We start from the raw sequence: 24,536 nt of genomic DNA on the forward strand, positions 1-24,536 counted from the left end.
CCAATGGTGAATTCCAGCAGCGCGAAAATCGGCCGCTTTATGCTGCTGTCGATGGCGGTGGCGGCGATCTTCAACATCCGCAATGTCGTCAACAGCAATATCGCCATCGGCATGGTGGCCGTGCCGTCCTTCCTGTTCGCGACGGCGACCTTCTTCATCCCCTACGTGTTGATCATCGCGGAATTCGTCAGCTTGAACAAGGACGCCAAGTCAGGTATCTATCAGTGGATACGCTCGTCGATGGGCGACAAGTGGGCCTTCGTCGGCGCCTACTGCTACTGGTTCGTGAACCTGTTCTACTTCACGTCGGTGCTGCCCAATATCCTCGTGTACGCGTCCTACGCCTGGCTGGGCTACGAATACCAGTTCTCACCGCTGGTGGCGGTGCTGCTGTCGATCGTGCTGTTTGCGTTCGCCACCTGGGTCTCCACCAAGGGCGCGGCGTGGGTTGGGCGCGTGACCTCCATCGGCAGCTCGCTGGTGCTGGTGATGGCGTTCGGCTTCGTGGGTTTGAGCCTGGCCGACTGGATGGGCGGCGTGGCGCCCGCCACGCCCGTCACCGCCGCCGCGATGACGCCGACCTTCAGCTGGGCCTTCATGGGCGTCATGGCGTGGATACTGTTTGCCGCCGGCGGCGCCGAGTCGGTGGGCGTGTTCCTGAACGACGTGCGCGGCGGAGCCAGGACGTTTGTGCGCACCATCGTCTTCGCGGGTCTGCTGATCGGCGTGCTGTATTCGGTTTCGGCGCTGGTGTTGAACCTGTATGTGCCAGCGTCCAGATTGAGCTACACGTCCGGCGTGTTCCAGGTGTTCGGCGCGCTGGGCGCGCATCACCAGGTATCGCCGCAGCTGTTGAACCGCTTGGTGGGCGCGGTAATGCTGCTCGGTTCCTTCGGTACGCTGATGGTGTGGACCGCCGCGCCGGTGAAGGCGCTGTTCTCTGAAATCCCGAAGGGGATCTTCGGCGAGCGCGCCATCGCGCTGAACCGCCACGACATGCCGGAACGCGCGGCATGGATACAATTCTGTGTGGTGGTGCCGCTGCTGGTGATACCGGCACTGGGGTCGTCCAACGTGAACCAGCTGCTCAATGTGGTGATCAACATGACGGCGGCCACCGCGTTGCTGCCGCCGTTGATCATCATGGCCGCCTACTTCCATCTGCGTCTGCGGCTGGACCATCTGCCACGCGACTTCCGCATGGGATCGCGCCGCGCCGGGCTGGCGATCACCAGTGTGCTGCTGGCCTTCTTCGGGGTCGCCTTCATCGCGGCCATCTTCCCGGCCGGGCAGAACCTGCTGCTCACGCTGGGCTACAACGTGGGCGGCGTGGTCCTGTTCCTGGGATGGGCGTTGTGGAAGTACCGCCTGTATGAGCGCGGCATCGCTGTCACTTGCGAGGTTTCGCATCCCGCGCCAGCATCAGCAGGTGTGCGGCGCTCCAGCTGAAGTTCGTGGCGCCCTGCATGCGGCCGGTGATGGGGTGGTAGTTCTCGCGGATCGGCGCGTCGCCTTGCAGGCCTTCGGCGCCGGCCGTGAAGCGGGCGGCGATGGCGTCCGCTTCGGCGGCGCGGCCGTAGTTGCGCAGGCCGGCCACGCCGAAGTAGACCTGGTCCAGCCACACCCTGCCGCGCCAGTAGATCTCCGGGTCGTAGGATGGGTTGGAGACGGCCGCTGTCGGCATCGGGACGGGTGTGCCGAATTCTTCTGGGTCCAACATTTTCGCGATCACGGCGTCGGCTTGCCGTTGTTCGGCGGCGCCGGCCCATAACGCGGTCCAGCCTTCGGGGCCGCGGCCGCGCATGGTCAGTAGTTGGCCGCCCAGCTTGCGGTCGTAGTAGAAGCCACTGGCCGGGTCGAAGAAGCTGGTGTTGATCAGGTCTCGCAGCTGCGACGCCTGTTCGCGCCAGGTGGCCGCTGCGGCTTGGTCGCCCAGTTCCTGCGCCACATCGGCGAGGATCAGTTTTTCGCGGTAGAGGAAGGCGTTCAGGTCCACCGATTCCTGGTCGATGGAGTAGCCCAGCAGCTTGCCTTGCTTGTCGCGGTTCTCCACCACGCGCACCTGCCAGTCGCGGCGCGCGGCGGCCAGGTCGCCGGCGTGGACTTTGTCCGCGTAACGCCGCAAGGCTGCCGGCTCGATGAAGCCGAAGCGCGCGGCGTTGTCCATGCCGGATTCGTAGCCGGCGGCCTGCTGTACCGGCAGTTCAATCGCTGCGTATTGTCCGGTGTCGACGATGCGGCTGTAGGCGGCGAGGCCGAGGCAATCGCGCATGCCTTCCTGCTCCGCTCCGCAGCCGTCCAGCGGTGCGGGCGACAGAGGCTTGACGCGGAAGCGCAGCTGGCCGGCGTCGTCGTTGTGCAGCGGGTGGACGGTTGCGCCGTATTCGGCCAGGCCGTTTTGATCGTGGTCGCGATTGCGATACCACCAGCGGTGATAGGCTTCCAGTTTGGGGCGCATCTCCTGCAGCCAGGAGCGGTCGTGGGAGTGGCGGTAGATTTCCCAGACCGTCCATGCGGCCAGTGGCGGCTTGGTGTCTCGCTCGTTCCAGTTGTCGCCATCGCCGCCGCGCGCGGTGTCCATGTTGTAGAAGACGTTGTCGGGAACCATGCCCTCGTCTTGCGGGCGCACGGTGTCGCTGGCCTGTATCTGGTAGTCGAACAGGGAGCGCACGGTGTTGGCGGCCAGCGCGGGATCGATGGCCGCCAGTGCGTAGGCTTGCTTCCAGGTGTCCCAGGTCCAGGCGCCGTTGAACCAGCGCGCGGTGGTGGATGGCACCATCGCGTCATGCAGGAAGGCGCCGCGCGGCGCGCGCCAGTTGCCGATCAGGGTTTCCAGTGCCTTGGTGCCGAGCGTGGACGCGGGCAGCCTGGCTTGCCAAGTCGCCCAACGGCGTCCGTTCGCCGCGATGGCCCGCTCCAGGCGCGCGGCATCCGCCAGCGGCGGAGCTGCGGCAGCGGCGGCCTGTGACCGGGCTGCGGCACCGCCCGATGGCGGAGCGGCGGCATCGGCCAGCGGAGGCGCGGCGGCATCGAGCTGGTAGCTGTAGGCGCTGTAGATCGTCTGGCGGCGGCCGGAGGGCAGCAGCGGCAGCTCGGCGATGCTGTCGTAGTGCTGGCCGTCCACGCTGTCCCGCGCACGCACGCTGCGCTCGATGCGGTAGCGCGAACGGCCGCTGGTCATCACATTGCCTGCATCGCGCACTTTGCCGAAGGTGACGCTCACGCCGCCAGCATCCCGTACCAGCTGCGGTTTCCACGCCTGCTGACGCGCCGCCACGGTGCCGTCCTTGCCCCATTGCGTCATCAGGTCTCCCTGCCAGTGCGCCTTGAGCGACATGGCCCGGCCGGAGGTATTGCGCAAACGGTAGCGCACAACCGCGCTGCTGGAACTGACGAAATGCAGGTCCACATCCAGCTGCAATCCCGGCCACACCAGCCGCTGGCTCAACACGCCGGGATGGGCGGCGCTGGTCCAACGGGCCTGCTCCGGCCGGAAACCGCGCCCCGTGCGGCCATCGGTCAGATCCAATCGCTCCAGCGCCGAAGCGATATACAGGCTGTACTCCTCGGCGATCACCATCGGCCCGCTGAAGGTTCCAGCCAGCGCGGGCGCATCCGGCAGCAGATAGCCATGCCAGCTGCCCGCGTCGAACATCGGATTGAAGCGCTGGTTTTGCTCGGCATCGAAATCGCGCACGGCGATCGGCGTGCCGTATCGGTTGATGGAGGGCGCTTGCGCATGCGCGGCCCAGGCGGCGGAGCATGCCGCAATCAGCAGCAGGTTGCGTACAGGTGAGGACATAGGCGGGAATGAAAACGAGTTGTCGGGAAGGGTAACACGATGGGGCCAGGCGCTGGTCGCGCCCGGCCCCTGCACATCAGAAGCGGTAGGACAGCGAAGCCGTGGCATTGCGCCCCAGGATAGGCCGCGCGTAGAACAAGCTGCCGTTCGAGCTTTGATTAAAGCCGCTGCGTGGATTACCCTCGGTCAGGCCGATCGAGTTGGTCACGTTGTTCACTTTCAGATTCAGCTTCCATTTCTTGTCGATCTTGATCTCCGCGCCCATGTCGATCACATGATAGGCAGGCAGCGCCAGCGCGTTCTCAAAGTCGGCAAAGCGCTTGCCAATATGGCTGTACACCAGGAACACATCGCCGAAGCCGAAATGCAGCGTCGGGATCAACCGCACCTGCGTGTTCGGCGTGCGCATCACCTGGTTGCCGTTTTGCTTAGCCTCCTCCGCATTCGGATCGATGCCGTTGATGGTGGCCTTCTGCAGCGTAGCTACGTACTCCAGCGAGAACTGCTTGAACGGATTGATGATGCCCTCCAGCTCAACGCCGGTGGACAGCGTCTTGACGAACACCTGGCGGAAGTCGCCGGTGGCCTGGTTGGTTTCGCCGAAGGACAGGTTGTCGAACTTGGTGTGGAACACAGTGGCCGACGTGGTCCAGAACGGCGAGATGTAGCGCACGCCCGCCTCGGTGAAACTGAGCCGGCTGGCGCCGTCGACAAAGCTGTCGGTGCTGTACAGGGTCGGCATGTTGGTGCCGCTGGCGTAGCGTCCATACGTGGCCACATGGTCGTTGAAGGCGTAGTTGAAGCCCGCCGTGTACGACGCTTCCTTGATCGTCTTCTGCTTGCGCGTCCACACGCCGGTGCCTGCGCGGCGCATGTAGTTGTTGGCGATGATGTTGTCCTTGTCGCTGCCGTCCGGGTTCAGTGCGCCGGGGATGATGGCGCCGCCGGTCAGGCTGTCGCCCGGCAGGTCGTCGCCCGCCGCCAGCACGCCCTCGTCCTGCACGTCGTAGCGGGCCACCTCGTAACGCACGCCGGCGTCCAGGCGCAGGTTGTTACTGACCTTCCATTCGTCGTTGACGAAGTAGGACAGCGATTTCAAATCACCCTTGTGGCGCTCGTAGAAATAGCCGTTGCGCAGCACGCCCTTGTCCGACAGGTAGCCGAGGATCTTGTTGTTGCCGTCGACGGCGACGATATCGAGCCGGCTCGGTTGGTCGCGCACGTCGGTGATGATGCGGGCGCCGTAGTCGGAATCGTCATACAGCTTTTGCGACGCGAACAGGATGCCGGCGGTGAAGCTGTTCTTGTCGTTCTCGTTCGTCACCGACAGCTTGTCGATGAAATGGCCCAGTGAGCGGTAGCGCGTCTCGGCCACGGCGTCGGTGGTGAAGCCGTTGCCATTCAAGGTGGACGGATCGTTGATCACCTGCCCGCTGCCGGCGTAGGCCAGCTTGGCGGTGCCGCCGAAGCGCTTGAGCAGCGCGGCCACGTCGCTGGACTGCGCGGGATCGAGCCGGTTGCTGGCGCGGACCAGATAGCTGTTCGGCCCATTGAACACCGAATGCGGCGCGACGTCGTAGCGGGTGTAGCGCGCGTTGTTACGGAACGACCAGTCGCCGCCCAGCTCATGCTGCAAGTCGGCGCCGATCACCTTCGCCAGCACGTGGAAGCCGGTGTGCAGGTCGGTGGTCACCGGGCCGTTGGTGGTCTGGTTGGTGATGCGCGCCAGGTCCGGGCCATCCAGCGAGCCGTAATGCGGATTCACGCCCGGCACGCCAGTCGGGTTGCCCGGATTGGTCAGCGGGATGGGCAGGTAGAAGGTGTTGTGGTCATTGACGTACTTGGCCGACAGGTTCAACTCCCCGCGCTCAAGCTTGCGCGTGAGGTTCAGGCGGAACTGGCCGCCATGGTCGGCAGTGATCCCAATCGGGCGCACGCCCTTGCCTTCGCGGTAGTAGCCGCCGGCCGCGTAGGTCCAGTCGTCGTTGATCGGTCCCGAATACACGCCCTCCGTTCGCACCATGCCGTAGTCGCCGACGGTGACCTTGACCTCGCCCTGCGGCGTCTGCGTACCCTTCTGGCTGATGAAGTTGACGATGGCCGCCGGGCCGTTGGTGGACAGGATGGCCGAGGTGCCGCCACGGATCGCCTCGAAGCGCTTGATGGTCACGTCCTCGCGCATCAGCACGTCCACCAGTTCCCCGTCGTAGATCACCGGCAGGCCGTCTTCCTGAAGGCTGATGAACTGGAACGCGGCGCCGCCGCTCAAGCCGCGCGGCGAGACGTTGTTCGACACCTCGCCGCCGGAAGCCTCCACCCACAGGCCAGGCACCTGCTGAAGCGAATCGGCCAGGCTGTGCGGCGCAAGCTTCTCCAGCTTGGCCAGATCCACGGTGGTGATGGCGACCGAGGATTCAAGCTTGGTGCGGTTCTTGGCGGTGGTGCCTGTGACGACCACCTCCTGAATCGGCGCGGCCTTGTCGGGGGCGCCCGCCGCGTCGGGCGCGGCTTGCGCCTGCGCGCCGTGCATGGCCGCCAGCTGGGCCAGTGTGGCGACCGAAAGGGTCAACCCGGTTTTTTGTTTCATTTGGAGTCTCCAGATAGTTATCGTTATGTTTTACTTTGCTGCCACTACACCGAGACCGGCCACATGGTCCGCTCCCGGTAGCCGGTCGTCACCGGCAAATACCCGTTGAATTGCGCATCGAGTTCCGCGTCGCCGCTGTCGATGCGCAGCACGCCGCCGTGCAGGGACATCAGCTTGTCCGGCGGCGCCAGCACGTGCAGCCCGCGCCTTCCGGCCGCGCGCAGCAGGCGCGCTGAAATCTGCTGGTTGCCGCGCCCCAGCACCAGGCCCTGGCCGCCGATCGGCGACAGCACCAGATGCGGCGGCGATTGCCAATCGCCGGCCAGGTCTTCCAGCTCCCGACGCGAGGCGTCGCGCACCAGCAGCGTGCCGTCGCCCTGCACCGCGTCCACGCCCAGCAGAGTGCCTTCCACGCCCAGCAGCGACAGCAAGGCCTGCGTGGTCGTGCCGGGACCGACCAGATACAGCGAGCGCGCCTCCATCCCTTCCGCGAAGCTGCGCGCGATGGCCATGCGCTGCGCGCCGCTGCCGCTGGCGTGGCGCGACTTGCCGCCCTGCGTCAGCGACGGCGCCAGCGGCAGTTGCAGGTAGCCGTACAGGCGCGGTTCGATGCGGCCGTGCCGCAGCGCGTCCTCGTCGAGGTCCATCACCTCGGCGTCGCTGCAGACGGCCAGGCCGTTCTGCTGCAACTGGCGCAGCAGCAGGCCCGCCGCCGTTGGATGGTTGGCGAAGACCGCCGACTGCATCTTCACGCCGGCCGGCACGCCCAGCACCGGCAGGCTGCCGATCGCACCGGCATCACGCAGGCCGTCGAGCACATCGCGCGCGGTGCCGTCGCCGCCGGCGAACAGCAGCAGGTCTATCCCCATGCCGGCCAGGATGCGGCTGGCGCGGCGCGTGTCGGCCGCCTGCGACGGCGATGCAACCGGCACCACGGCGCTCGCCTGCAGGCCAGCCGCATGCAGCGCGCACTGGCCCATGTCGCCGTCGGCCGCATACCAACTGATGGCGTGTGCCGCGCCGCCACAAGCTGCGAACATGGCGGCCAACCGCGCGGCCACCTGCGGCGTGCTGCTGGCCGCGAGCGCCGCTTGCACGCTGGCCGCGCCGTCCGATCCTTTGAGGCCGGCCGGGCCGCCGATGCCGGCCCAGGGATTGACCACCAGTCCTATCTTCATGCCAGTCCGCGCTCGCCCAGCTTGCGTTGGTAGGCGCGCCAGGTGATGGACCAACGCTCCGGATCGTCCAGCATCTCGCCCTGCACACGATGCACCGGGCAGTTGTGCGGCGCGGTCTTCACCAGATCCGGATCGCTGTGCGCCTCGCCGGCGATGTGGCGCATCACGCCGATGAATTCATCGAGGTCGGCGCGCGAGTAGGATTCGGTCGGCTCGATGGTGGCCGGTTCCGGCACCACGTAGGGATGGTGGCTGGTCCAGTAATGCACGCCGAAGTCGGCGGCGCGCAGGCCGATTTCCTCCGACGTCACGCCTGTCGCTTCGGTGAGGGCCGCCCAGCTGTAGCGCACCTGCTCGATGCGGCGCTTGCCCGCCGCGTAGGGCGCGGACATGCCGTCGATCTTCAGCAGCTCGTGCATCATGTAGTTGTTGTTCAGGACCGCGATCTCGGACACGGTGCGCAAGCCCTCGGCGCCCAGGTTCATGATCCACGCATAGGCGCGCAGCATGATGGAGGCGGTGCCGGTGAAGCTGCTGATTTTGCCGATCGACTGCGCCGCGCCGTCCACCAACGTGTAGCGGCCGTCCTTGTGCCGTACCAGAGGGCCGGGCAGGAACGGCGCCAGCGCCGCCGTGCAGCACACCGCGCCCACCGCCGGGCCGCCGCAGGCGTGCGGCGTGGCGAAGGTCTTGTGCAGGTTGAAGTGGCACAGGTCGAAGCCCGCCTCGCGCGCGCGGGCGATGCCCAGCAGGCCGTTGGCGTTGGCCTGGTCGTACACGCACAAGCCGCCGGCCGCGTGCACCACGTCGACGAATTCGCGGATGCGGCTGTTGAAGATGCCGGTGTCCTCCGGGTTGGTGATCACCAGCGCCGCCGTGCGCGGCGAGACGGCCGCCTTCAATGCCTCCAGGTCCGGGTAGCCGTTCGCGTCCGGGTAGAGCGTGATGACCTTGTAGCCGGCCAGCTTGGCGCAGGCGGCGTCCGACGGATGCGAGAAGATGGTGGTGATGACCTCATCGCGCCGGCCCGCTTCGCCACGGCTCTCGTGCCAGCCGCGCACCATCGCCATGTTGGCGAAGATGGCCTGCGATCCGCCGCGCGCCTGCAACGATACGGCATCCATGCCGGACACTTCGCGCAGCACGCCTTCCAGCTTGTCCATCACCTCCAGCATGCCCTGCACGGTGCTGTCGGGCTGGCGCGGGTGCAGCTCCGCCATGCCGGGCTGGCGCGCCAGCTGGTCGTTGATCTTGGGGTTGTACTTCATGGTGCAGGTGCCCTGCCCCACGTCCACGTTGAGGTCCGCGCCCAGCGTCTCCTGCGACAGGCGCAGGTAGTGGCGCAGCACGCGGTTCTGCGACATCTCCGGCAGCGCCGGCGCGCGCTGGCGCAGCATGGCGGCGGGCAGCCCGGCCAGCGGCTGGCCGGCGGCGCGCGCGATGTCCGGCTCCACTTCCGGCACCAGGATGCCGCGTTCGCCGGGCTGGCTCAGTTCAAAGATGACAGGTTCGTCCCAGCGCGCCTGGTGGTAGCGGCGCATCTGCTGCTTGCGGTGGTGGGCGATGTTTTCCATGGCGTTCATTGTTGGAGGACTTTCTCTAGCGTTGTGCACAGCAGGTCGATGTCTTCCTGCGTGTGGACTTCGGAAAAGGCGTACAGGGCCGACTGGCCCAGCGCGGGGAAGGCGGCGCTCAGGTCATGGCCGCCGAAGACGCCCTGCTGCAGCAAGGCGGCGTTGATGGCGGCCACCGGCAGGCCGGTGCCGTCGAAGTTGACGGCGAACTCGCGGAAGTGGCCGCTGCCCGCGTGCGCGATCCGCACGCCGGGGATGCGCGCCATGCGCTGCCGCGCGTAGGCGGTGCGCTGGGCGATGCCGGCGGCCAGTTCGGTCATGCCTTGAGGTCCCATCAGCGCCAGGTACACGCCTGCGGTGATGCCCCACAGCGCGGCGGCGGTGCCGACGAACTCATTGCCGTTCTCGCGCTTGTCGAACGAGGTGCGGCTGTAGGCCACGTCGCCGAAGCCGTACTCGCCCGGCACGCTGGTGGGCACGATGCCGAACAGGCGCGATGGATACTGCATGACGATGGCGGGATCGTCGTGGCTGGCGATGAAGCCGCCCTGGCCGCCGCCGTAGTTCATGTGCATGCCGAGCGGCTGGATGTCGCCGCAGACGATGTCGGCGCCGTAGCTGGCCGGCGGCGCCAGCACGCCCAGCGACACCGGATCGACGCCCACCACGAACAGCGCGCCCACCGCGTGCGCGGCGGCGGCCAGCGCGGCGCCGTCGTCGATGGTGCCGAGGAAGGACGGGATGTCGACGTACAGCGCGGCGGTGTCCTGGTCGAGCAGGCGCTTGACCTTGGCCAGGTCCAGCAGCCCGGTATCCGCTTCGAACGGCGCGGTGATGAAATCGAGATCGGCGCGGCCGTAGGTGTTCATCATGGACAGCTTGTCCGGATTGGCGTGGCCCGCGACCACCACGCGGCGCCGGCCGGTATGGCGGCCCGCCATGCGCACGGCGGTGGCGGCGGCCTGCATGCCGTCGTAGACCGGCACGTTGACCACGTCCATCTCCAGCAATGCGCCCATCATGCTGCAGTATTCGAACAACGCCTGGAAACGGCCATGGTCGTCGTACGGTTCGCCGGCGTAGGCGGTGGCGAACTCGCTGCGGCCATTGATCTCGTCGCAGACGGCCGGCACGTGATGCTGGTAGCAGCCGCCGCCCAGGAAGCTGAGCTGCCCGGCGCAGTGGCTGTTCTTGCGCAGCAGGCCGTCGACGTGGCGCTTGAGGCGCGCCTCCGACAGGTGCGGCGCGGCGATCGCCAGCGGCGCCTGCATGCGCAGCGCGGCCGGGATGTCGGCGAAGAAGTCCTCGGTGCTGGCGGCGCCCACGGCGCGCAGCATGGCCTCGCGCACGGCGGGCACCGAGTTGGGGATGTAGGGGTGGATAAACGGTTTGCCAGGTTCCATGTCATTTCCTGTTGATCGGGATGTCCCATCTTGTAGGAGCGAAATAACATTGACAAATGATCAGTATGCATGCGATACATTAGAAAAACTCATGCATGGAGCGCGCCATGGTTCATTCTTCCAGTCTGTTGAGGCAGTTGAAAACGTTCGAAGTCACGGCGCGGCACATGAGTTTTACCCGTGCCGCCGATGAGCTGTGCATCTCGCAGGCGGCGGTCAGCCACCAGATCAAGACGCTGGAGGAGGCGCTGCAGATCAAGCTGTTCAAGCGCATGACGCGGGCCATCACGCTGACCGGCGAGGGGGCGATTTTGCAACGCAGCCTGGTCGACGCCTTCGGCCGCATCGACCGCGTGCTGGCGCAATTGGCGCAGGGCGAGGGCCGCGCGCGCAAGCGGCTGACGGTGGCGGTGACGCCGGCCTTCAGCTCGCGCTGGCTGGTGCATAGGCTGGACCGTTTTCTGGCGGCGCACAGCCAGCTCGAAGTGCGGCTGGTGCATACGGTGATGCATACCGATCTGGGTCGGGACAGCATCGACCTGGCGATACGGTGGGGCGATGGCAAGTGGCCGGGCGTGGAGTGTGAGCGCCTGTTCGGCACCGAGCTGCTGCCGGTCTGTTCACCGGCGCTGTTGAAGGACGGCCCGCCGTTGCTGGCGCCGTCCGATCTGGCGCACTACACGCTGTTGCACGAGGACAGTTGCGACGATTGGGAACGCTGGTTCGAGCAGGCCGGGTTGGCGCCATCGCTGGCGCTGCGCGGGCCGCTGATCGACGACAGCAACGCGCTGATGCAGGCGGCGCTCAACGGCCAGGGCGTGGCGCTGGGCCGCATGGCGCTGATCCGCGACGATCTGCGGCGCGGCACGCTGGTCAGTCCGTTCAGCCAGTCGCTGTCGACGCAGGGCGCCTACTACATGTGCTGGCGCCCCACCCGCACCGAGCAAGAGGCGCTGACGTGGTTCTCAGACTTCTTGCGCGATGAGGCGCGGGAGCAGGAGGGCCAGAGCAGCTAAAATAGTCGCATAGATCGAATTCGCCTTCGCAGCCAGCTCACAACCGTATAAATCGTATCAGCCATGTCGATGGCTCGCCGGCACCCAGGTACGCGCGGACGCGTTTGGTTCGCAGGTCACCCAACACCGGCGCCTCGGTACACGGCTCTTTGCTCACAACAATTCTTCCCTTGGGAGGAATTCCCTTTAGAACCTTGTCTGGTTCAATGACGAACTCGCTGACGTAGGTTTGATACACCGGCGCCGGCGTCGGTTCCCCCGATGAGTACATCCGGGGAAGCCGTTCCTCGTTGACGTGCTTGATTTCAACGATAACGCCTTCGACAACCAGATCGCTTATGTAAAAGCACTTGTCTTCCGGGCAAACATCCCTGCAGGGGACAAGCGCGGAAGCCGGAAGCGGCAAGGACATCGCCGCCGCCATCAAAACGGTATAAATTGTTTTCATCAAATACTTGGTTCAGGTTGGAAGTTCGGTTGCGGGCCGCAGCGGAACGCCCTGCGCCGACGCGGCGGCCTGCTCGGCGGCCTGCGCGCGCAGGAACGCGGGACGCTGGCGCAACCGCTGCCAGTAGGCGGCGACGGCCGGCGTGAACGATGTGTGCAGCCCCAACTGCTCGGCCAGCAGCAGTGCGTAGCCGACCGAGACGTCGGCCGCCGTGAAGCGGCCCGCGCACAGGAATTCGTTGTGCTCCAGGCGCGGCGTCAGCGTCTTCAGACGCGATAAAAACCAGCGCGAATAATCCTCCACCACCTGCGGCTGCAGCCGCTCCGGCGATTCGAAGCGGCTGTAGCGCAGCACCAGCGTTTGCGGGAAGGTCAGCGTGGCTTCGCCGAAGTGCAGGTAGTTCAGCCACGCGCCGTAGTCCGCCTCGTCCAGCGCGACGTTCAGCCGTGCCGTCGGATGGCGCTCGGCCAGGTACTGGCAGATCGCCGCCGATTCCGTCATCCGCATGTCGCCGTCGAAGAAGGCCGGCACGGTGCCGCAGGGATTGATGTCGAGGTAAGACTTGTCGTGCACGCGCGGCGGGAAGGCCATCATGCGCAGTTCATAGGGCAGTTCCAGTTCCTCCAGCATCCACAAGGGACGGAAGGATCGTGCGGCGATGCTGTGGTAAAGGATCATGGCTTACTCCGCAATGCGCTTCAGCCAGGCCACGTAGGCCGGGCTCGCGTCGGCTGGCTGGTTCTGGATTAATTTCTCAAGCTCGTCCGTCATGCCGAACAGCGCCCATACCAGCGGCGCCAGCCGGGCGGCCACGCTGTTGGCCTGCCCGGCGTCACGCAGCAGTTGCAGGCTGCGTTCCTTGTATTCCTGCAGCACGTCCGACTGGTAGCCGCGCGCCTTGCCCAGGCTGGAGAGGTACATCAGCTTCGGAACCTCGGCCGTGGGCCAGTGCTGCGACATGGTGAGCGGCCAGTCGAGCATCGAGCATTCGCCCCACATCGCGGATTTGGGCATGTGCCCGTTGTCCAGCAAGGTCAGCATGAAGGACTGGCCCAGCTCGGTCAAATACACGCCGATGGCTTCGAAGGTCGGGCGCTGATAGAAAGCGTCCAGCGGCTGCCCGCGCTGGTGGCCGATGCGCGCCAGCAGGCGCTCTTCCAGCGACAGCACCAGGGCGCCAAGTTCGTCTTGCGTCGCGCTGCCGCTTTCGCTGGTCTGTTTGGTCCGCGTGCCGCAGTCCCACAGATGCAGGGCGATGCTCCAGCGGGCGGACTTGCCTTCGCCGGTGCAGCCGATTTCGCCGGTCACGAAATATTTCATCCCCGCCGGCACGATGTCGAAGAGCGCCTGGCCGTCGGTTTCTGTGCCCGACAGCACCGGGCCGCCGCCCTCCACGATCAGGATGTTGCAGCTGGCTGCGTAGTCGGTCCAGTAATGCGCGGCTTCGGCGAGGTACAGGGGAATCGCGCGGGTGTGGCGGCCCACATCGTCTTCGCGCTGAGCTTCGGCACGCTCGGTGCCGTCGGTGATTTTGCTCAGCGCGAAGAAACCGATCGCCGGGGCGCCTTCGGGCTTCTGCGCGAACAGCCAGTCCGCGTTGTGGAGGCCGTATTGCCAGACCGGCTGGGTCAGAGAGATGGTGGCGATCTTCAGGTCCGCCGCATCCAGCGGCGTGGCTTGCGCCGATTGCGTACGCATCTCCTGGAACACTGCCGCGAACTGGTCGAGGTACTGCTTGATGGGCGGGAAGCCCAGCGCGTACATGCGCGCCAGCAGCGCCTCGCCCTGGTCCACCTTGCCGAGCTCCTGGCAGGCGCGCAGCAGGTTGATGCCGGCCATCGGATCGTGCTGGCGCTCATCGTAGGCCGGGCCTATCAGTTCCAGCATCAGCGGGATTTGTCCGCTGTTGCCCAGGTCGCCGGACATCATCATCAGCGCGTTGCCATCGAACTGGCCGCCCTTCAGCACGTCCGCGTACAGTGCGCGCGCCGCCGCGAAGTCCTTCTTCTCGAGATGATGGCGCGCCAGCCACAATTGCGCGCGCCAGCTGCCCGGCAAGGCGGCGGCGGTTTGCAGCGCCTTTAAATAGCCGGCCTCGCCATCGCGCTCCTGCTGGATCGAGGCCCACCACATCAAGCCGTTTTCCTGGTTCGGATCGGCCTGGACCGCGCGCCACAGCGTTTCATCTGCCTGCGCCTCGTCGCCCCGCTCGGCGTGGACCTTGGCCAAGTTGGTCAGCAGCGTACCGGTTGCGCCGACCTTCTCCATGCCGGCGCGCAGCGTGGCCTCCGCCGCGTCGCACTGGCCGTTCTTCAACAGCACGATACCCAGCATGGTGTGGCTGCGTTCCGGCAGCGCGTCGATTTCCAGCAGGCGCTGCGCCGCCCGCTGCAGATCGGCCGCGAAGCCATCGTTGAGGCCCGAGAGTATCAAGCCGTAGAGTTCGTCCGGCTTGTTCCACTGCTGCTTCAGGTTCGGCAGGAACATCTTGTCGTGCCACTCGTTGCGGGTGATGTTCAGTTCGCGTCCGTAGGCGTCATAGACGGTGATCAGCTCCTTGCCGCCCGGGCGGGCTTCCGTCACTGGAGGGGAGTCGGAAGCTTCGGTTTTTTTACCGGACAGGGCGGACAGGAGGCGTTTGAACATGGACGGGCGTTTCGCGAGTGGGATCTTGGCCGTATTATAGGAAAGTCAACAACTCGAAGTCTATCGAATTCTCGCAATCATGCGGACGATCGGCGTGGCGGTCGCCACGCCGATCCGATCCGAAGGCAAGCCGCTTATTTCCCGATGCAGAACCGGGAGAAGATCACACCCAGCAGATCGTCCGACGAGAAGGCGCCGGTGATGCTGGACAGCTGCACCTGCGCCAGCCGCAGCTCCTCGGCGAACAGGTCCAGCGACTGGTCGTTCTGCGCCGCGTGTTCGCCGGCGCGCGCCAGATGGGCGCCGGCGTTCTTCAGCGCGATCAGGTGACGCTCGCGCGCCAGATACAGCGATTCGCCGGTCTGCTGCCAGCCGGCGATGCGCAGCAGCTCGGCGCGCAGCAAATCAATGCCGATGTGCTCGTGCGCGGACAGGTAGACGTGCGTGGCGTCCTCCATCGGATCGACGCCCGGCTTGTGGCCCGACAAGTCGATCTTGTTCCAGATGCGCAGCACCGGCACGCCGGCCGGGAAGGCGGCGACGATGCCCTCGTCCGCGCGCGACGGGCCGTGGTCGGCGTCGAGCAGGTGCAGGATGACGTCGGCCTTGCCGACCTCGCCCCAGGTGCGCTCGATGCCGATGCGCTCGACCACATCGACGCCTTCATCGATGGCGCGGATGCCGGCGGTGTCGATGATGTTTAGAGGTATACCTTCAATCTGGATGGTCTCGGTGACCTTGTCGCGCGTGGTGCCGGCGATCGGCGTGACGATGGCCACGTCCGTGCCCGCCAGCGCGTTCAGCAGCGACGACTTGCCGACGTTGGGCTGGCCGACCAGCACCACGTTCAAGCCCTCGCGCAGCAGCGCGCCCTGCGACGCCTGCTTGAACACCTGCTCCAGCGCCTCGACGATGCCGGCCAGCTGGCCGCGCGCGTCGGATTTTTCCAGGAAGTCGATTTCCTCTTCCGGGAAGTCCAGCGTGGCTTCGACCAGCATGCGCAGGCCGGTCACGCCGTCCACCAGCGCGTTGACCGTCTTCGAGAACGCGCCCGACAGCGATTGCGACGCCGACTTGGCCGCCGCCTCGGTGGAGGCGTCGATCAGGTCAGCCACGGCCTCGGCCTGCGCCAGGTCGAGCTTGTCGTTGAGGTAGGCGCGGCGCGTGAATTCGCCCGACTCGGCCAGACGCAGGCCCATGTCGGCGCCCGCCTCCAGCACGCGCGCCAGCAGCAGCTGCAGCACGATGGGGCCGCCGTGGCCCTGCAGTTCCAGCACGTCTTCCCCGGTGTAGGAATGCGGGCCCTTGAACCAGATGGCGATGCCTTGGTCGATCAGCGCGCCGTCGGCCTGCTTGAACGGGATGTAGGTGGCGTGGCGCGGCTGCAGGGCGGTAGCGCCGAACAACGCGGCGATCAGCGGCTGCAGGTGCTTGCCGGAGGCGCGCACCACGCCGATGCCGCCGCGCCCAGGTGCGGTGGCGATGGCGGCGATGGGAGAAGAGTCGATATTCATAGGGGGAATTGTAAGGTAAAAAAAAGCCCGCGATTAACACGGGCTTTTCTGCAACATCAGTGGGCGATCAGGAGTTGGCGGCCGCTGGCGGCGCGAACTTCTTGGAGATCACGTACTGCTGACCGATCGACAGCACGTTGTTCACGACCCAGTACAGCACCAGGCCGGACGGGAAGAAGAAGAACATGACCGAAAACGCCAGCGGCATGAACAGCATCATCTTCGCCTGCATCGGATCGGCAGGAGCCGGGTTCAGCTTGGTGGTGATGTACATCGAGATCGCGTACAGCACTGGCAGGATGTACCAAGGATCCGGCGCGGCCAGGTTGGTGATCCAGCCGATCCACGGCGCGCCGCGGATCTCGACCGACGCCTGCAGCACCCAGTACAGGGCGATGAAGACCGGCATCTGCACCAGGATAGGCAGGCAGCCGCCCAGCGGGTTGATCTTCTCGGTCTTGTACAGTTCCATGGTGGCCTGGTTCATCTTGGCCGGGTCGCCCTTGTAGCGCTCGCGGATCGCCTGCATCTTAGGCGTGACCAGCTTGACCTTGGCCATGCTGCGGTAGCCGGCGGCCGACAGCGGGAAGAACGCCAGCTTGATCAGGATGGTGAAGGCGATGATGGTCCAGCCCCAGTTGCCCAGCACCTGGTGGATGTGGTCCATGACCCAGAAGATCGGCTTGGCGATGATGGTCAGCCAGCCGTAGTCCTTGACCAGTTCCAGGCCAGGGCTGACTTTTTCCAGCAGCTTGGCTTGCTGCGGGCCGGAGTACAGCTTGGCCTCGTTGCTCACGGTGGCGCCCGGCGCCAGCGTACCCAGCTGCTGGATGGTGCCGATCGCGTACTGGTTGGTCGTCACTTTCTTGGTGAAGATGGTGCGCGCCAGCTTGTCCTGCGGGACGAAGGCCGAGACGAAGAAGTGCTGCGAGATCGCGAACCAGCCGTTGTCGGCCTTGGTCGGGTGATCCTGCACGGCGTCCTTGCCGGTCTTGGCGGCTTCGGCGGCTTCTTTTTCCAGCGTCTCGAACTTCAGCTTCTTGTAGTGGTCTTCGGCGGTGTACAGCGTCGGGCCGGTGTAGCTGCTGTTGAAGTAGGAGTCGCCGGCCGGCTTGTTGCCGTCGTGGACCAGCTGCAGGTACAGCTCAGGCTTGACCGGGGCGGCGCCGACGTTGGCCACGTCGTGGCGCACGTCGATGGTGTAGTCGCCGCGCTTGAAGGTGAAGGTCTTGGTCAGCTTGACGCCGGCCGATTCCGCTTCCAGCACCAGTTGCACCTGGTTGGCGTCGTTGAGCATGCGCGGGCCGGGCTTGGCCACGAAGCCGGTCTGGTGGTTCGGCAGGCCGGGCGCGCCGATCAGGCCGGTTTGGGCCAGATAGGTCTTGCCGATGCCGGCGTCCACGTCGAACAGCACCTGGTTCTTGGTCGGGTCCACGCCGTCCTTGAACTTCAGCAGTTCCAGGCGCTTGATGGTGCCGCCCAGGGTGTCGACGTCGACACGGAACAGATCGGTGGTGACGGTGATGCGCTCACTCTTGAACGCCTCGGCCGCCGCGGGCGCGCCCGGCAGTGCGGCGGCGCCAGCCGCTGCGGTCGCGGAGGCGGCCGGCAGTTCGGATTTCTTCGCTTCCGCGGCCTTGGCGGTCTGCGCCGGGGCGGGAGCAAACATGGAAGGCTTGCCTGTCGAGACCATCCAGTTGTTCCAAAGAACTACCAGCGATACGGCAAACACGATCCACAGGATGGTACGTTTATTGATATCCATTAGGCTATTTGTCAGGAGTGGTTGCAACCGCAAGCGGTCGTAGAAGAATTCTTTTTTTTGTCACCCGGAGGCCCCAAGGGGACAGGATCATGCCCGCCCGGATTCCACGGATGGCAGCGGCACACGCGCTTGACCGCCAGCAGGCTGCCCCTGGCGGCGCCATGCACCTGCAATGCTTCCAGCGCATAGTTCGAGCAGCTCGGATGGAAGCGGCAACTCGGCGTCATCAGAGGGCTGATGGCCAGCTGGTAAAAACGCAGCAGGAAGCGTAGCAGATTTTTCATGATGCCACAGGTGGAGGCGGCGGCGCCGAAGGCAAGGCCGGTTTCGGCGGCTTGGCCGTCTTGGCCTGGGCGAACAGGCGCGCCAGCTCCACCCGCAAAGCCGCTTTCAGCTTGGCAGTGGTGGCGGGCCCGTCCTTGCTGTTGACCGGCTTGGCCAGGCGGATCAGGCAATCGATCGCAGGCAGGCTGGTCTGGCGGAACAGTTCGCGGGTGACGCGCTTGATCGTGTTGCGCGTGACGGCGCGCGGCGCAAATCGCTTGGCCACAACGACGCCCAGCCGCGCATGCGGCAATTCGTTCAGACGGGTGTAAAGCACGAAGTGCGCGCTTTTTTGGGTAGGGCGCAAACGAAAAACGGATGAAAATTCATCCGTTTTAACGATACGCCGAACGCGCGCGAAGTCGTGTGAACCTTCGCCTGTCGAGCCGCTTGAAATACAGCTTTCCACGCGATCAGCTAACAAGCGATGGCTTATACAGCCAGACGCTTGCGGCCTTTGGCGCGACGCGCGTTGAGCACTTGACGGCCACCACGGGTAGCCATACGTGCGCGGAAGCCGTGGGTACGCTTACGGCGTACAACGGAAGGTTGGTAAGTACGTTTCATGTTGGTCTCGCTAAAAGCAGAAAAAAATGCAAAATCGGGTTGTGGCCCCGTCAGTTTTTGGTGCCAATGACACTTCGCGCACCCATGCCAACGCTACCGGCACAAGCTGGGTCCATCTCATCGCCCGCTAAATCCACGCTTACTCCATATTGACGTTCATGTGAATAAACTAGGAATACGGGCGGGGAACCCTGAATTATCAACATTTCGGTCCCGCTTGTCAACAACTGATGGCCGCCGGCCGCCGGCCGCGGCCCGCCCGGACTGCGAAAATAAGCGTCGTGCCTGTGGATAACTTGGGCGGGCGAGAGTAGAATAGCGCGTTACGTGTGGCGAACCCAGGTTCGCCGACACCCTGATCAGCAGTAAAGAATAGATAAAGATTCATGGAAAATTTTTGGCAGACCTGCTCCGCCCAGCTGGAGCTGGAGCTGACGCCGCAACAGTTCAGCGCGTGGATAAAACCGCTCATCCCCCTCGACTACGAGGCGGGCAAGTTGCGTGTGGCCGCGCCCAACCGGTTCAAGCTGGACTGGGTCAAGACCCAGTTCGCCAGCCGCATCACCGCGCTGGCGTGCCAGTACTGGGAAGCGCCGACCGAGGTGCAGTTCGTGCTCGACCCGCGCCTGGCGCTGCCGAAAAAGCCGGCCACCGTGGTGCCGGCGCCCGACTACAACGACGGCGCCCCGAACGGCAACGCGCGCATGAACGACCCGGTGCCGTCGGTGCCCGAGCTGCCGGCCTCGGCCGCGCCGCGCCGCGAGCAGAGCCGCATCAACACCGACCTCACCTTCGACAGCTTCGTCACCGGTAAGGCCAACCAGCTGGCGCGCGCCGCCGCTATTCAAGTGGCCAACAATCCGGGCGTGTCATACAACCCGCTGTTCTTCTACGGCGGCGTGGGCCTGGGTAAGACCCACTTGATCCACGCGATCGGCAACCAGGTGATGGCCGACCAGCCGGGCGCCAAGATCCGCTACATCCACGCCGAGCAGTACGTGCGCGACGTGGTGACGGCCTACCAGCGCAAGGGCTTCGACGACTTCAAGCACTACTATCACTCGCTCGACATGCTGCTGATCGATGATATCCAGTTCTTCGGCGGGAAGAGCCGCACGCAGGAAGAATTCTTCTATGCGTTCGAAGCGCTGATCGCGGCCAAGAAGCAGATCATCATCACCTCGGATACCTATCCGAAGGAAATCACCGGCATGGACGACCGCCTGATCTCGCGCTTCGACTCCGGCCTGACGGTGGCGATCGAGCCGCCGGAGCTGGAGATGCGCGTGGCGATTCTGCTCAAGAAGGCCAAGCAGGAGGGCGTGACGTTCTCGGACGACGTCGCCTTCTTCGTGGCCAAGCACCTGCGCTCGAACGTGCGCGAGCTGGAAGGCGCGCTGCGCAAGATCCTGGCGTACTCGCGCTTCCACGGCAAGGACATCACGATCGACATCGTCAAGGAAGCGCTGAAGGATTTGCTGTCGGTGCAGAATCGCCAGATCTCTGTGGAGAACATCCAGAAGACGGTGGCGGACTTCTTCAACATCAAGGTGGCCGACATGTACTCCAAGCGTCGCCCGGCCAACATCGCGCGGCCGCGCCAGATCGCGATGTACCTGGCCAAGGAGCTGACGCAGAAGAGCCTGCCGGAGATCGGCGAACTGTTCGGCGGCCGCGACCACACGACCGTGCTGCACGCGGTGCGCAAGATCGCGCTGGACCGCACCAAGAACCCGGAATGCAACCACGAGCTGCACGTGCTGGAGCAAACGCTGAAAGGCTAGCCGGACAGTAGGTTTGGCTTTATGATCTAGGCAAAAAAGCACGTCTGCTCACAAGGCAACATTGTTATAAAAATATCGTTTAATCTTTACTATTGAGGATAATCTATGCAATTGGTCAAAACCACCCGAGATACCCTTCTCCGGCCACTGCAGATCGTGAGCGGTATTGTCGAGCGTCGGCACACTATGCCGATTCTGGCCAATATCCTCATCCGCAAAGAGGGCGAGAGCGTATCCTTCCTGTCGACCGACACGGAAGTCCAGATCACCACCAACGCCGAGATCGGCTCCGGCAGCGAAGTGACCGGCACCACCGTGGCCGCGCGCAAGCTGCTCGACATCCTGCGCGCGCTGCCTGAATCGGGCGACGTGACGATGACCTTGCTGAACAAGCGCCTGACGGTGCAGACCGGCAAATCGCGCTTCGCGCTGCAGACCCTGGCCGCCGAGGAATTCCCGACCGTGCAGCAGGCCGACAGCTACAGCGCCTCCGTCACCTTGCCGCAGAAGACCCTGAAGCACCTGTTCAACATGGTGCACTTCTCGATGGCCCAGCAGGACATCCGCTACTACCTGAACGGCCTGCTGCTGGTCCTGGACGGCAAGAACGTGATCGCCGTGGCCACCGACGGCCACCGCCTGGCGTTCTGCCAGGTCGAGACCGAGCAATCGTTCGAGCGCCAGGAAGTGATCATCCCGCGCAAGACCATCATCGAACTGCAGCGCCTGCTGGAAGAGAACGACGAGACCGTGCAGCTGGATATCGCCGCCAACCAGGTCAAGCTGACCTTCGCCGACATCGAGCTGATCTCCAAGCTGGTCGAGGGCAAGTTCCCCGACTACACGCGCGTGATCCCGAAGGGTTACAAGAACGAGTTCACGATCGGCCGCGATGAACTGCTGCGCTCGCTGCAACGCGCCGCCATCATGACCAGCGACAAGTTCAAGGGCGTGCGCTGCATCATCACGCCGGGCAGCATGAAGATCAGCTCGACCAACGCGGACCAGGAAGAGGCCGTGGAAGAACTGGAGATCGACTACGGCGGCGACAGCGTCGACATCGGCTTCAACGTGACCTATCTGCTGGACGTGTTGAACAACCTGAAGTGCGACCAGGTCAACGTCGCGCTGGGCGATTCGAACTCGTCCGCGCTGATCTCGATCCCGGACAATGCCGACTTCAAGTACGTCGTCATGCCGATGCGTATCTAAGTTTTTTGCAGCCGCCGTCAGAACACCAGTAATCGATAACAGAGAAAGCAGCACATGTCCGCCATCCCAGAAGAGAACCCAGTACCAGTACCGGCCAAAACCGAAGAATACGGCGCAGCATCGATCCAGATCCTCGAAGGTCTGGAAGCAGTACGCAAACGACCGGGCATGTACATCGGCGACACCTCGGACGGCACCGGCCTGCACCACCTGGTGTTCGAAGTGCTGGACAACTCGATCGACGAATCGCTGGCCGGCCATTGCACGGAAATCCACGTCACCATCCACTCGGACAACTCGATCTCGATCACCGACAACGGCCGCGGCGTGCCGACCGGCCTGAAGATGGACGACAAGCACGATCCGAAGCGCTCCGCCGCCGAGATCGTCATGACCGAGCTGCATGCCGGCGGCAAGTTCGACCAGAACTCGTACAAGGTGTCGGGCGGCCTGCACGGCGTGGGCGTATCGTGCGTGAACGCGCTGTCCAAGCTGCTCAAGCTGACCATCCGCCGCGACGGCAAGGTGCACTACATGGAGTTCGTGCGCGGCGTGCCGCAGAACCGCGAACTGGAAGAGAAGGACGGCTTCGCCGTCTCGCCGATCAAGGTCATCGGCGAAACCGACAAGCGCGGCACCGACGTGCACTTCTGGGCCGACGAGGAAATCTTCACCCACGTCGAATTCCACTACGAGATTCTGGCCAAGCGCATCCGCGAACTGTCGTTCCTGAATAACGGCGTCAACATCAAGCTGACCGACCAGCGCACCGGCAAGGAAGAGATCTTCGCGTTCGAGGGCGGCACGCGCGGCTTCGTCGAGTACATCAACAAGGCCAAGACCGTGCTGCACCCGACCGTGTTCCAGGCCACCGGCGAGCGCCTGTCGGACCAGGGCACCAACATCTCGGTGGACGTGTCGATGCAGTGGAACGACGCCTACAACGAACAGGTGCTGTGCTTCACCAACAACATCCCGCAGCGCGACGGCGGCACCCACCTGACCGGCCTGCGCGCGGCGATGACCCGCGTGATCAACAAGTACATCGATGAGCAGGAATTCGCCAAGAAGGCCAAGGTGGAAATCTCCGGCGACGACATGCGCGAAGGCCTGACCTGCGTGCTGTCGGTCAAGGTGCCGGAGCCGAAGTTCTCGTCGCAGACCAAGGACAAGCTGGTGTCGTCCGAAGTGCGCGGCCCGGTCGAAGAGATCGTCGCCAAGACGCTGTCGGACTACCTGCAGGAAAAACCGAACGACGCCAAGATCATCTGCGGCAAGATCGTGGAAGCGGCGCGCGCGCGCGAAGCGGCCCGCAAGGCCCGCGACCTGACCCGCCGCAAGGGCGTGATGGACGGCCTGGGCCTGTCGGCCAAGCTGGCCGACTGCCAGGAAAAGGATCCGGCGCTGTGCGAACTGTACATCGTCGAGGGTGACTCCGCAGGCGGCTCCGCCAAGCAGGGCCGCGACCGCAAGTTCCAGGCGATTTTGCCGCTGCGAGGCAAGGTGCTGAACGTGGAGAAGGCGCGCTTCGAAAAGATGCTGTCGTCGGAACAGATCACCACGCTGATCGCCACGCTGGGCACGTCGATCGGCCCGGACGAATTCAACGTCGAGAAGCTGCGCTACCACCGCATCATCATCATGACCGATGCGGACGTCGACGGCGCCCACATCCGCACGCTGCTGCTGACCTTGTTCTATCGCCAGATGCCGCAGCTGGTCGAGCGCGGCCACATCTACATCGCGCAACCGCCGCTGTACAAGGTCAAGGCCGGCCGCGACGAGCGCTACCTGAAGGATGACGCGGAAGAAGCGAGCTACATGATGAACGTGGCGCTGAACACCGCCGCGCTGATGCCGCGCGAAGGCGCCGATCCTATCGTCGGCGAGCCGCTGGCCGAGCTGGTGCGCCAGTTCAACCTGGCCAACGTCATCATGATGCGCCTGACGCGCGTGATCGACCGCGCCGCGCTGACGGCCATCATGACCGGCGTGACCTTGAACCTGGATACGCAAGAGCAGGCGGAAGCGTCGGCGCGCGCGCTGGCGTCGGAGATCAGCGACATCAGCGTGAAGGTGACGGTGATATCGGATGAGCTGTCCGAGAAACACGCACTGCGCATCGAGCGTATGCATCACGGTAACGTGAAGGTCAGCGCGATCGACGCGGACTTCGTGCAGGGCGCGGATTACAGCGTGCTGGCCAGCGCGGCAGCCACGTTCAAGGGCCTGATCGGCGAAGGCGCCTACGTGCGCCGCGGCGAAGGCGAGCGCACAAAGGAATCGGCCGTGGTCGACTTCCACCAGGCGATGCAGTGGCTGCGGGATGAGGCGGAGCGTGTGGTGTCCAAGCAGCGCTACAAAGGTCTGGGTGAGATGAACCCGGATCAGCTGTGGGAGACCACCATGGATCCGACGGTTCGTCGTCTGCTGAAGGTGCAGATTGAGGATGCGATTGCTGCGGATCAGATCTTTACTACGCTGATGGGTGACGATGTTGAACCGCGCCGCGCGTTTATCGAGAATAACGCGCTGCGCGCCGGTAACATCGACGTTTAAGCCCGATATAATCGCTTGCATGACACTGCAGGCATGCACCAAAGCGCCAACCTCACCCCGGTTGGCGTTTTCATTTCTACTGCGCCAAAAACCAAAATCGAAGCCACCTATAAATTCAGTTCGAACAACATTTCCGAGTAAGATAGAGCATAACGAC

Annotated in this window: 18 protein-coding genes; 5 read left to right on the forward strand and 13 right to left on the reverse strand. The window is 64.6% G+C overall.

The window, feature by feature from the left end:
* Window positions 1–3: 3 nt before the first annotated feature.
* Entirely contained in the window at window positions 4–1,449 is a 1,446-nt protein-coding gene (locus AC07WS_RS00150) for an amino acid permease (protein ID WP_494727151.1), read from the forward strand.
* Here AC07WS_RS00150 and ygjK read toward each other — a convergent pair.
* The 5 genes from ygjK to gcvPA form a co-directional block, all read right to left on the reverse strand.
* Entirely contained in the window at window positions 1,391–3,802 is a 2,412-nt protein-coding gene (gene ygjK, locus AC07WS_RS00155; RefSeq protein ID WP_494727152.1) for an alpha-glucosidase, read from the reverse strand. The genes AC07WS_RS00150 and ygjK overlap by 59 nt on opposite strands.
* Window positions 3,803–3,878: 76 nt before the next feature.
* The gene (locus AC07WS_RS00160) at window positions 3,879–6,389 is read right to left on the reverse strand and encodes a TonB-dependent receptor (RefSeq protein ID WP_494727153.1); all 2,511 of its coding nucleotides are present in this window, start codon (window positions 6,387–6,389) and stop codon (window positions 3,879–3,881) included.
* Window positions 6,390–6,433: 44 nt separating this feature from the next.
* Window positions 6,434–7,567 carry an ATP-NAD kinase family protein gene (locus AC07WS_RS00165; protein ID WP_494727154.1) on the reverse strand — a complete coding sequence of 378 codons (1,134 nt, stop codon included), beginning with the start codon at window positions 7,565–7,567 and terminating at the stop codon, window positions 6,434–6,436.
* Window positions 7,564–9,150, reverse strand: a complete 1,587-nt coding sequence (gene gcvPB, locus AC07WS_RS00170; protein ID WP_494727155.1) for an aminomethyl-transferring glycine dehydrogenase subunit GcvPB — start codon at window positions 9,148–9,150, stop codon at window positions 7,564–7,566. Before gcvPB ends, AC07WS_RS00165 begins: the two co-directional genes overlap by 4 nt.
* A complete protein-coding gene (gcvPA, locus tag AC07WS_RS00175) occupies window positions 9,147–10,544 on the reverse strand; it encodes an aminomethyl-transferring glycine dehydrogenase subunit GcvPA (RefSeq protein ID WP_494727156.1) in 1,398 nt (465 codons plus the stop codon). Before gcvPA ends, gcvPB begins: the two co-directional genes overlap by 4 nt.
* A 107-nt stretch (window positions 10,545–10,651) precedes the next feature.
* On the opposite strand from gcvPA, the gene gcvA reads away from it, so the two are divergent.
* Window positions 10,652–11,560, forward strand: a complete 909-nt coding sequence (gcvA, locus tag AC07WS_RS00180) for a transcriptional regulator GcvA (protein WP_494727157.1) — start codon at window positions 10,652–10,654, stop codon at window positions 11,558–11,560.
* 37 nt (window positions 11,561–11,597) lie between these two features.
* On the opposite strand, the gene AC07WS_RS00185 is transcribed toward gcvA, so the two are convergent.
* The 8 genes from AC07WS_RS00185 to rpmH all read right to left on the reverse strand — a co-directional run bounded on the left by AC07WS_RS00185 (window position 11,598) and on the right by rpmH (window position 18,824).
* Entirely contained in the window at window positions 11,598–12,008 is a 411-nt protein-coding gene (locus AC07WS_RS00185) for a hypothetical protein (RefSeq protein ID WP_494727158.1), read from the reverse strand.
* Window positions 12,009–12,020: 12 nt separating this feature from the next.
* Complete coding sequence (locus AC07WS_RS00190; RefSeq protein ID WP_494727159.1) at window positions 12,021–12,686, reverse strand: glutathione S-transferase family protein; 666 nt, start codon at window positions 12,684–12,686, stop codon at window positions 12,021–12,023.
* Window positions 12,687–12,689: 3 nt separating this feature from the next.
* Entirely contained in the window at window positions 12,690–14,654 is a 1,965-nt protein-coding gene (locus AC07WS_RS00195; RefSeq protein ID WP_494727160.1) for a tetratricopeptide repeat protein, read from the reverse strand.
* A 134-nt stretch (window positions 14,655–14,788) separates the two neighbouring features.
* Window positions 14,789–16,168 carry a tRNA uridine-5-carboxymethylaminomethyl(34) synthesis GTPase MnmE gene (mnmE, locus tag AC07WS_RS00200; protein WP_494727161.1) on the reverse strand — a complete coding sequence of 460 codons (1,380 nt, stop codon included), beginning with the start codon at window positions 16,166–16,168 and terminating at the stop codon, window positions 14,789–14,791.
* 67 nt (window positions 16,169–16,235) lie between these two features.
* Window positions 16,236–17,933 (reverse strand): membrane protein insertase YidC, encoded by a 1,698-nt coding sequence (yidC, locus tag AC07WS_RS00205; RefSeq protein WP_494727162.1) that lies wholly within the window; start codon window positions 17,931–17,933, stop codon window positions 16,236–16,238.
* Between the two features lie 11 nt (window positions 17,934–17,944).
* Window positions 17,945–18,217 (reverse strand): membrane protein insertion efficiency factor YidD, encoded by a 273-nt coding sequence (gene yidD, locus AC07WS_RS00210; RefSeq protein ID WP_494727163.1) that lies wholly within the window; start codon window positions 18,215–18,217, stop codon window positions 17,945–17,947.
* Window positions 18,214–18,654, reverse strand: coding sequence for a ribonuclease P protein component (gene rnpA, locus AC07WS_RS00215; RefSeq protein ID WP_494728026.1), 441 nt, complete (start codon window positions 18,652–18,654; stop codon window positions 18,214–18,216). Before rnpA ends, yidD begins: the two co-directional genes overlap by 4 nt.
* Before the next feature lie 35 nt (window positions 18,655–18,689).
* Entirely contained in the window at window positions 18,690–18,824 is a 135-nt protein-coding gene (gene rpmH / locus AC07WS_RS00220) for a 50S ribosomal protein L34 (protein ID WP_040378179.1), read from the reverse strand.
* A 386-nt stretch (window positions 18,825–19,210) separates the two neighbouring features.
* Between rpmH and dnaA the strand changes: the two genes are divergently transcribed.
* The 3 genes from dnaA to gyrB all read left to right on the forward strand — a co-directional run bounded on the left by dnaA (window position 19,211) and on the right by gyrB (window position 24,379).
* Entirely contained in the window at window positions 19,211–20,608 is a 1,398-nt protein-coding gene (gene dnaA / locus AC07WS_RS00225; RefSeq protein WP_161096819.1) for a chromosomal replication initiator protein DnaA, read from the forward strand.
* Between the two features lie 105 nt (window positions 20,609–20,713).
* Entirely contained in the window at window positions 20,714–21,820 is a 1,107-nt protein-coding gene (gene dnaN / locus AC07WS_RS00230) for a DNA polymerase III subunit beta (RefSeq protein ID WP_008453129.1), read from the forward strand.
* Window positions 21,821–21,874: 54 nt separating this feature from the next.
* On the forward strand, window positions 21,875–24,379 hold the full coding sequence (gyrB, locus tag AC07WS_RS00235; RefSeq protein ID WP_494727164.1) for a DNA topoisomerase (ATP-hydrolyzing) subunit B: 2,505 nt from the start codon (window positions 21,875–21,877) through the stop codon (window positions 24,377–24,379).
* Window positions 24,380–24,536: the final 157 nt, after the last annotated feature.

The organism is Duganella sp. GW821-FHT01E12, assembly GCF_059422325.1.

Excerpts from the sequence above, each read along its gene's own strand:
- ygjK (WP_494727152.1), bottom strand. The coding sequence starts at position 3,802 with ATGTCCTCACCTGTACGCAACCTGCTGCTGATTGCGGCATGCTCCGCC.
- gcvPA (WP_494727156.1), bottom strand. The coding sequence starts at position 10,544 with ATGGAACCTGGCAAACCGTTTATCCACCCCTACATCCCCAACTCGGTG.
- gyrB (WP_494727164.1), top strand. The coding sequence starts at position 21,875 with ATGTCCGCCATCCCAGAAGAGAACCCAGTACCAGTACCGGCCAAAACC.
- yidD (WP_494727163.1), bottom strand. The coding sequence starts at position 18,217 with ATGAAAAATCTGCTACGCTTCCTGCTGCGTTTTTACCAGCTGGCCATC.
- AC07WS_RS00165 (WP_494727154.1), bottom strand. The coding sequence starts at position 7,567 with ATGAAGATAGGACTGGTGGTCAATCCCTGGGCCGGCATCGGCGGCCCG.
- gcvPB (WP_494727155.1), bottom strand. The coding sequence starts at position 9,150 with ATGAACGCCATGGAAAACATCGCCCACCACCGCAAGCAGCAGATGCGC.
- AC07WS_RS00195 (WP_494727160.1), bottom strand. The coding sequence starts at position 14,654 with ATGTTCAAACGCCTCCTGTCCGCCCTGTCCGGTAAAAAAACCGAAGCT.
- AC07WS_RS00160 (WP_494727153.1), bottom strand. The coding sequence starts at position 6,389 with ATGAAACAAAAAACCGGGTTGACCCTTTCGGTCGCCACACTGGCCCAG.
- rpmH (WP_040378179.1), bottom strand. The coding sequence starts at position 18,824 with ATGAAACGTACTTACCAACCTTCCGTTGTACGCCGTAAGCGTACCCAC.
- AC07WS_RS00185 (WP_494727158.1), bottom strand. The coding sequence starts at position 12,008 with ATGAAAACAATTTATACCGTTTTGATGGCGGCGGCGATGTCCTTGCCG.
- AC07WS_RS00190 (WP_494727159.1), bottom strand. The coding sequence starts at position 12,686 with ATGATCCTTTACCACAGCATCGCCGCACGATCCTTCCGTCCCTTGTGG.
- yidC (WP_494727162.1), bottom strand. The coding sequence starts at position 17,933 with ATGGATATCAATAAACGTACCATCCTGTGGATCGTGTTTGCCGTATCG.
- AC07WS_RS00150 (WP_494727151.1), top strand. The coding sequence starts at position 4 with ATGGTGAATTCCAGCAGCGCGAAAATCGGCCGCTTTATGCTGCTGTCG.
- mnmE (WP_494727161.1), bottom strand. The coding sequence starts at position 16,168 with ATGAATATCGACTCTTCTCCCATCGCCGCCATCGCCACCGCACCTGGG.
- dnaA (WP_161096819.1), top strand. The coding sequence starts at position 19,211 with ATGGAAAATTTTTGGCAGACCTGCTCCGCCCAGCTGGAGCTGGAGCTG.
- gcvA (WP_494727157.1), top strand. The coding sequence starts at position 10,652 with ATGGTTCATTCTTCCAGTCTGTTGAGGCAGTTGAAAACGTTCGAAGTC.
- dnaN (WP_008453129.1), top strand. The coding sequence starts at position 20,714 with ATGCAATTGGTCAAAACCACCCGAGATACCCTTCTCCGGCCACTGCAG.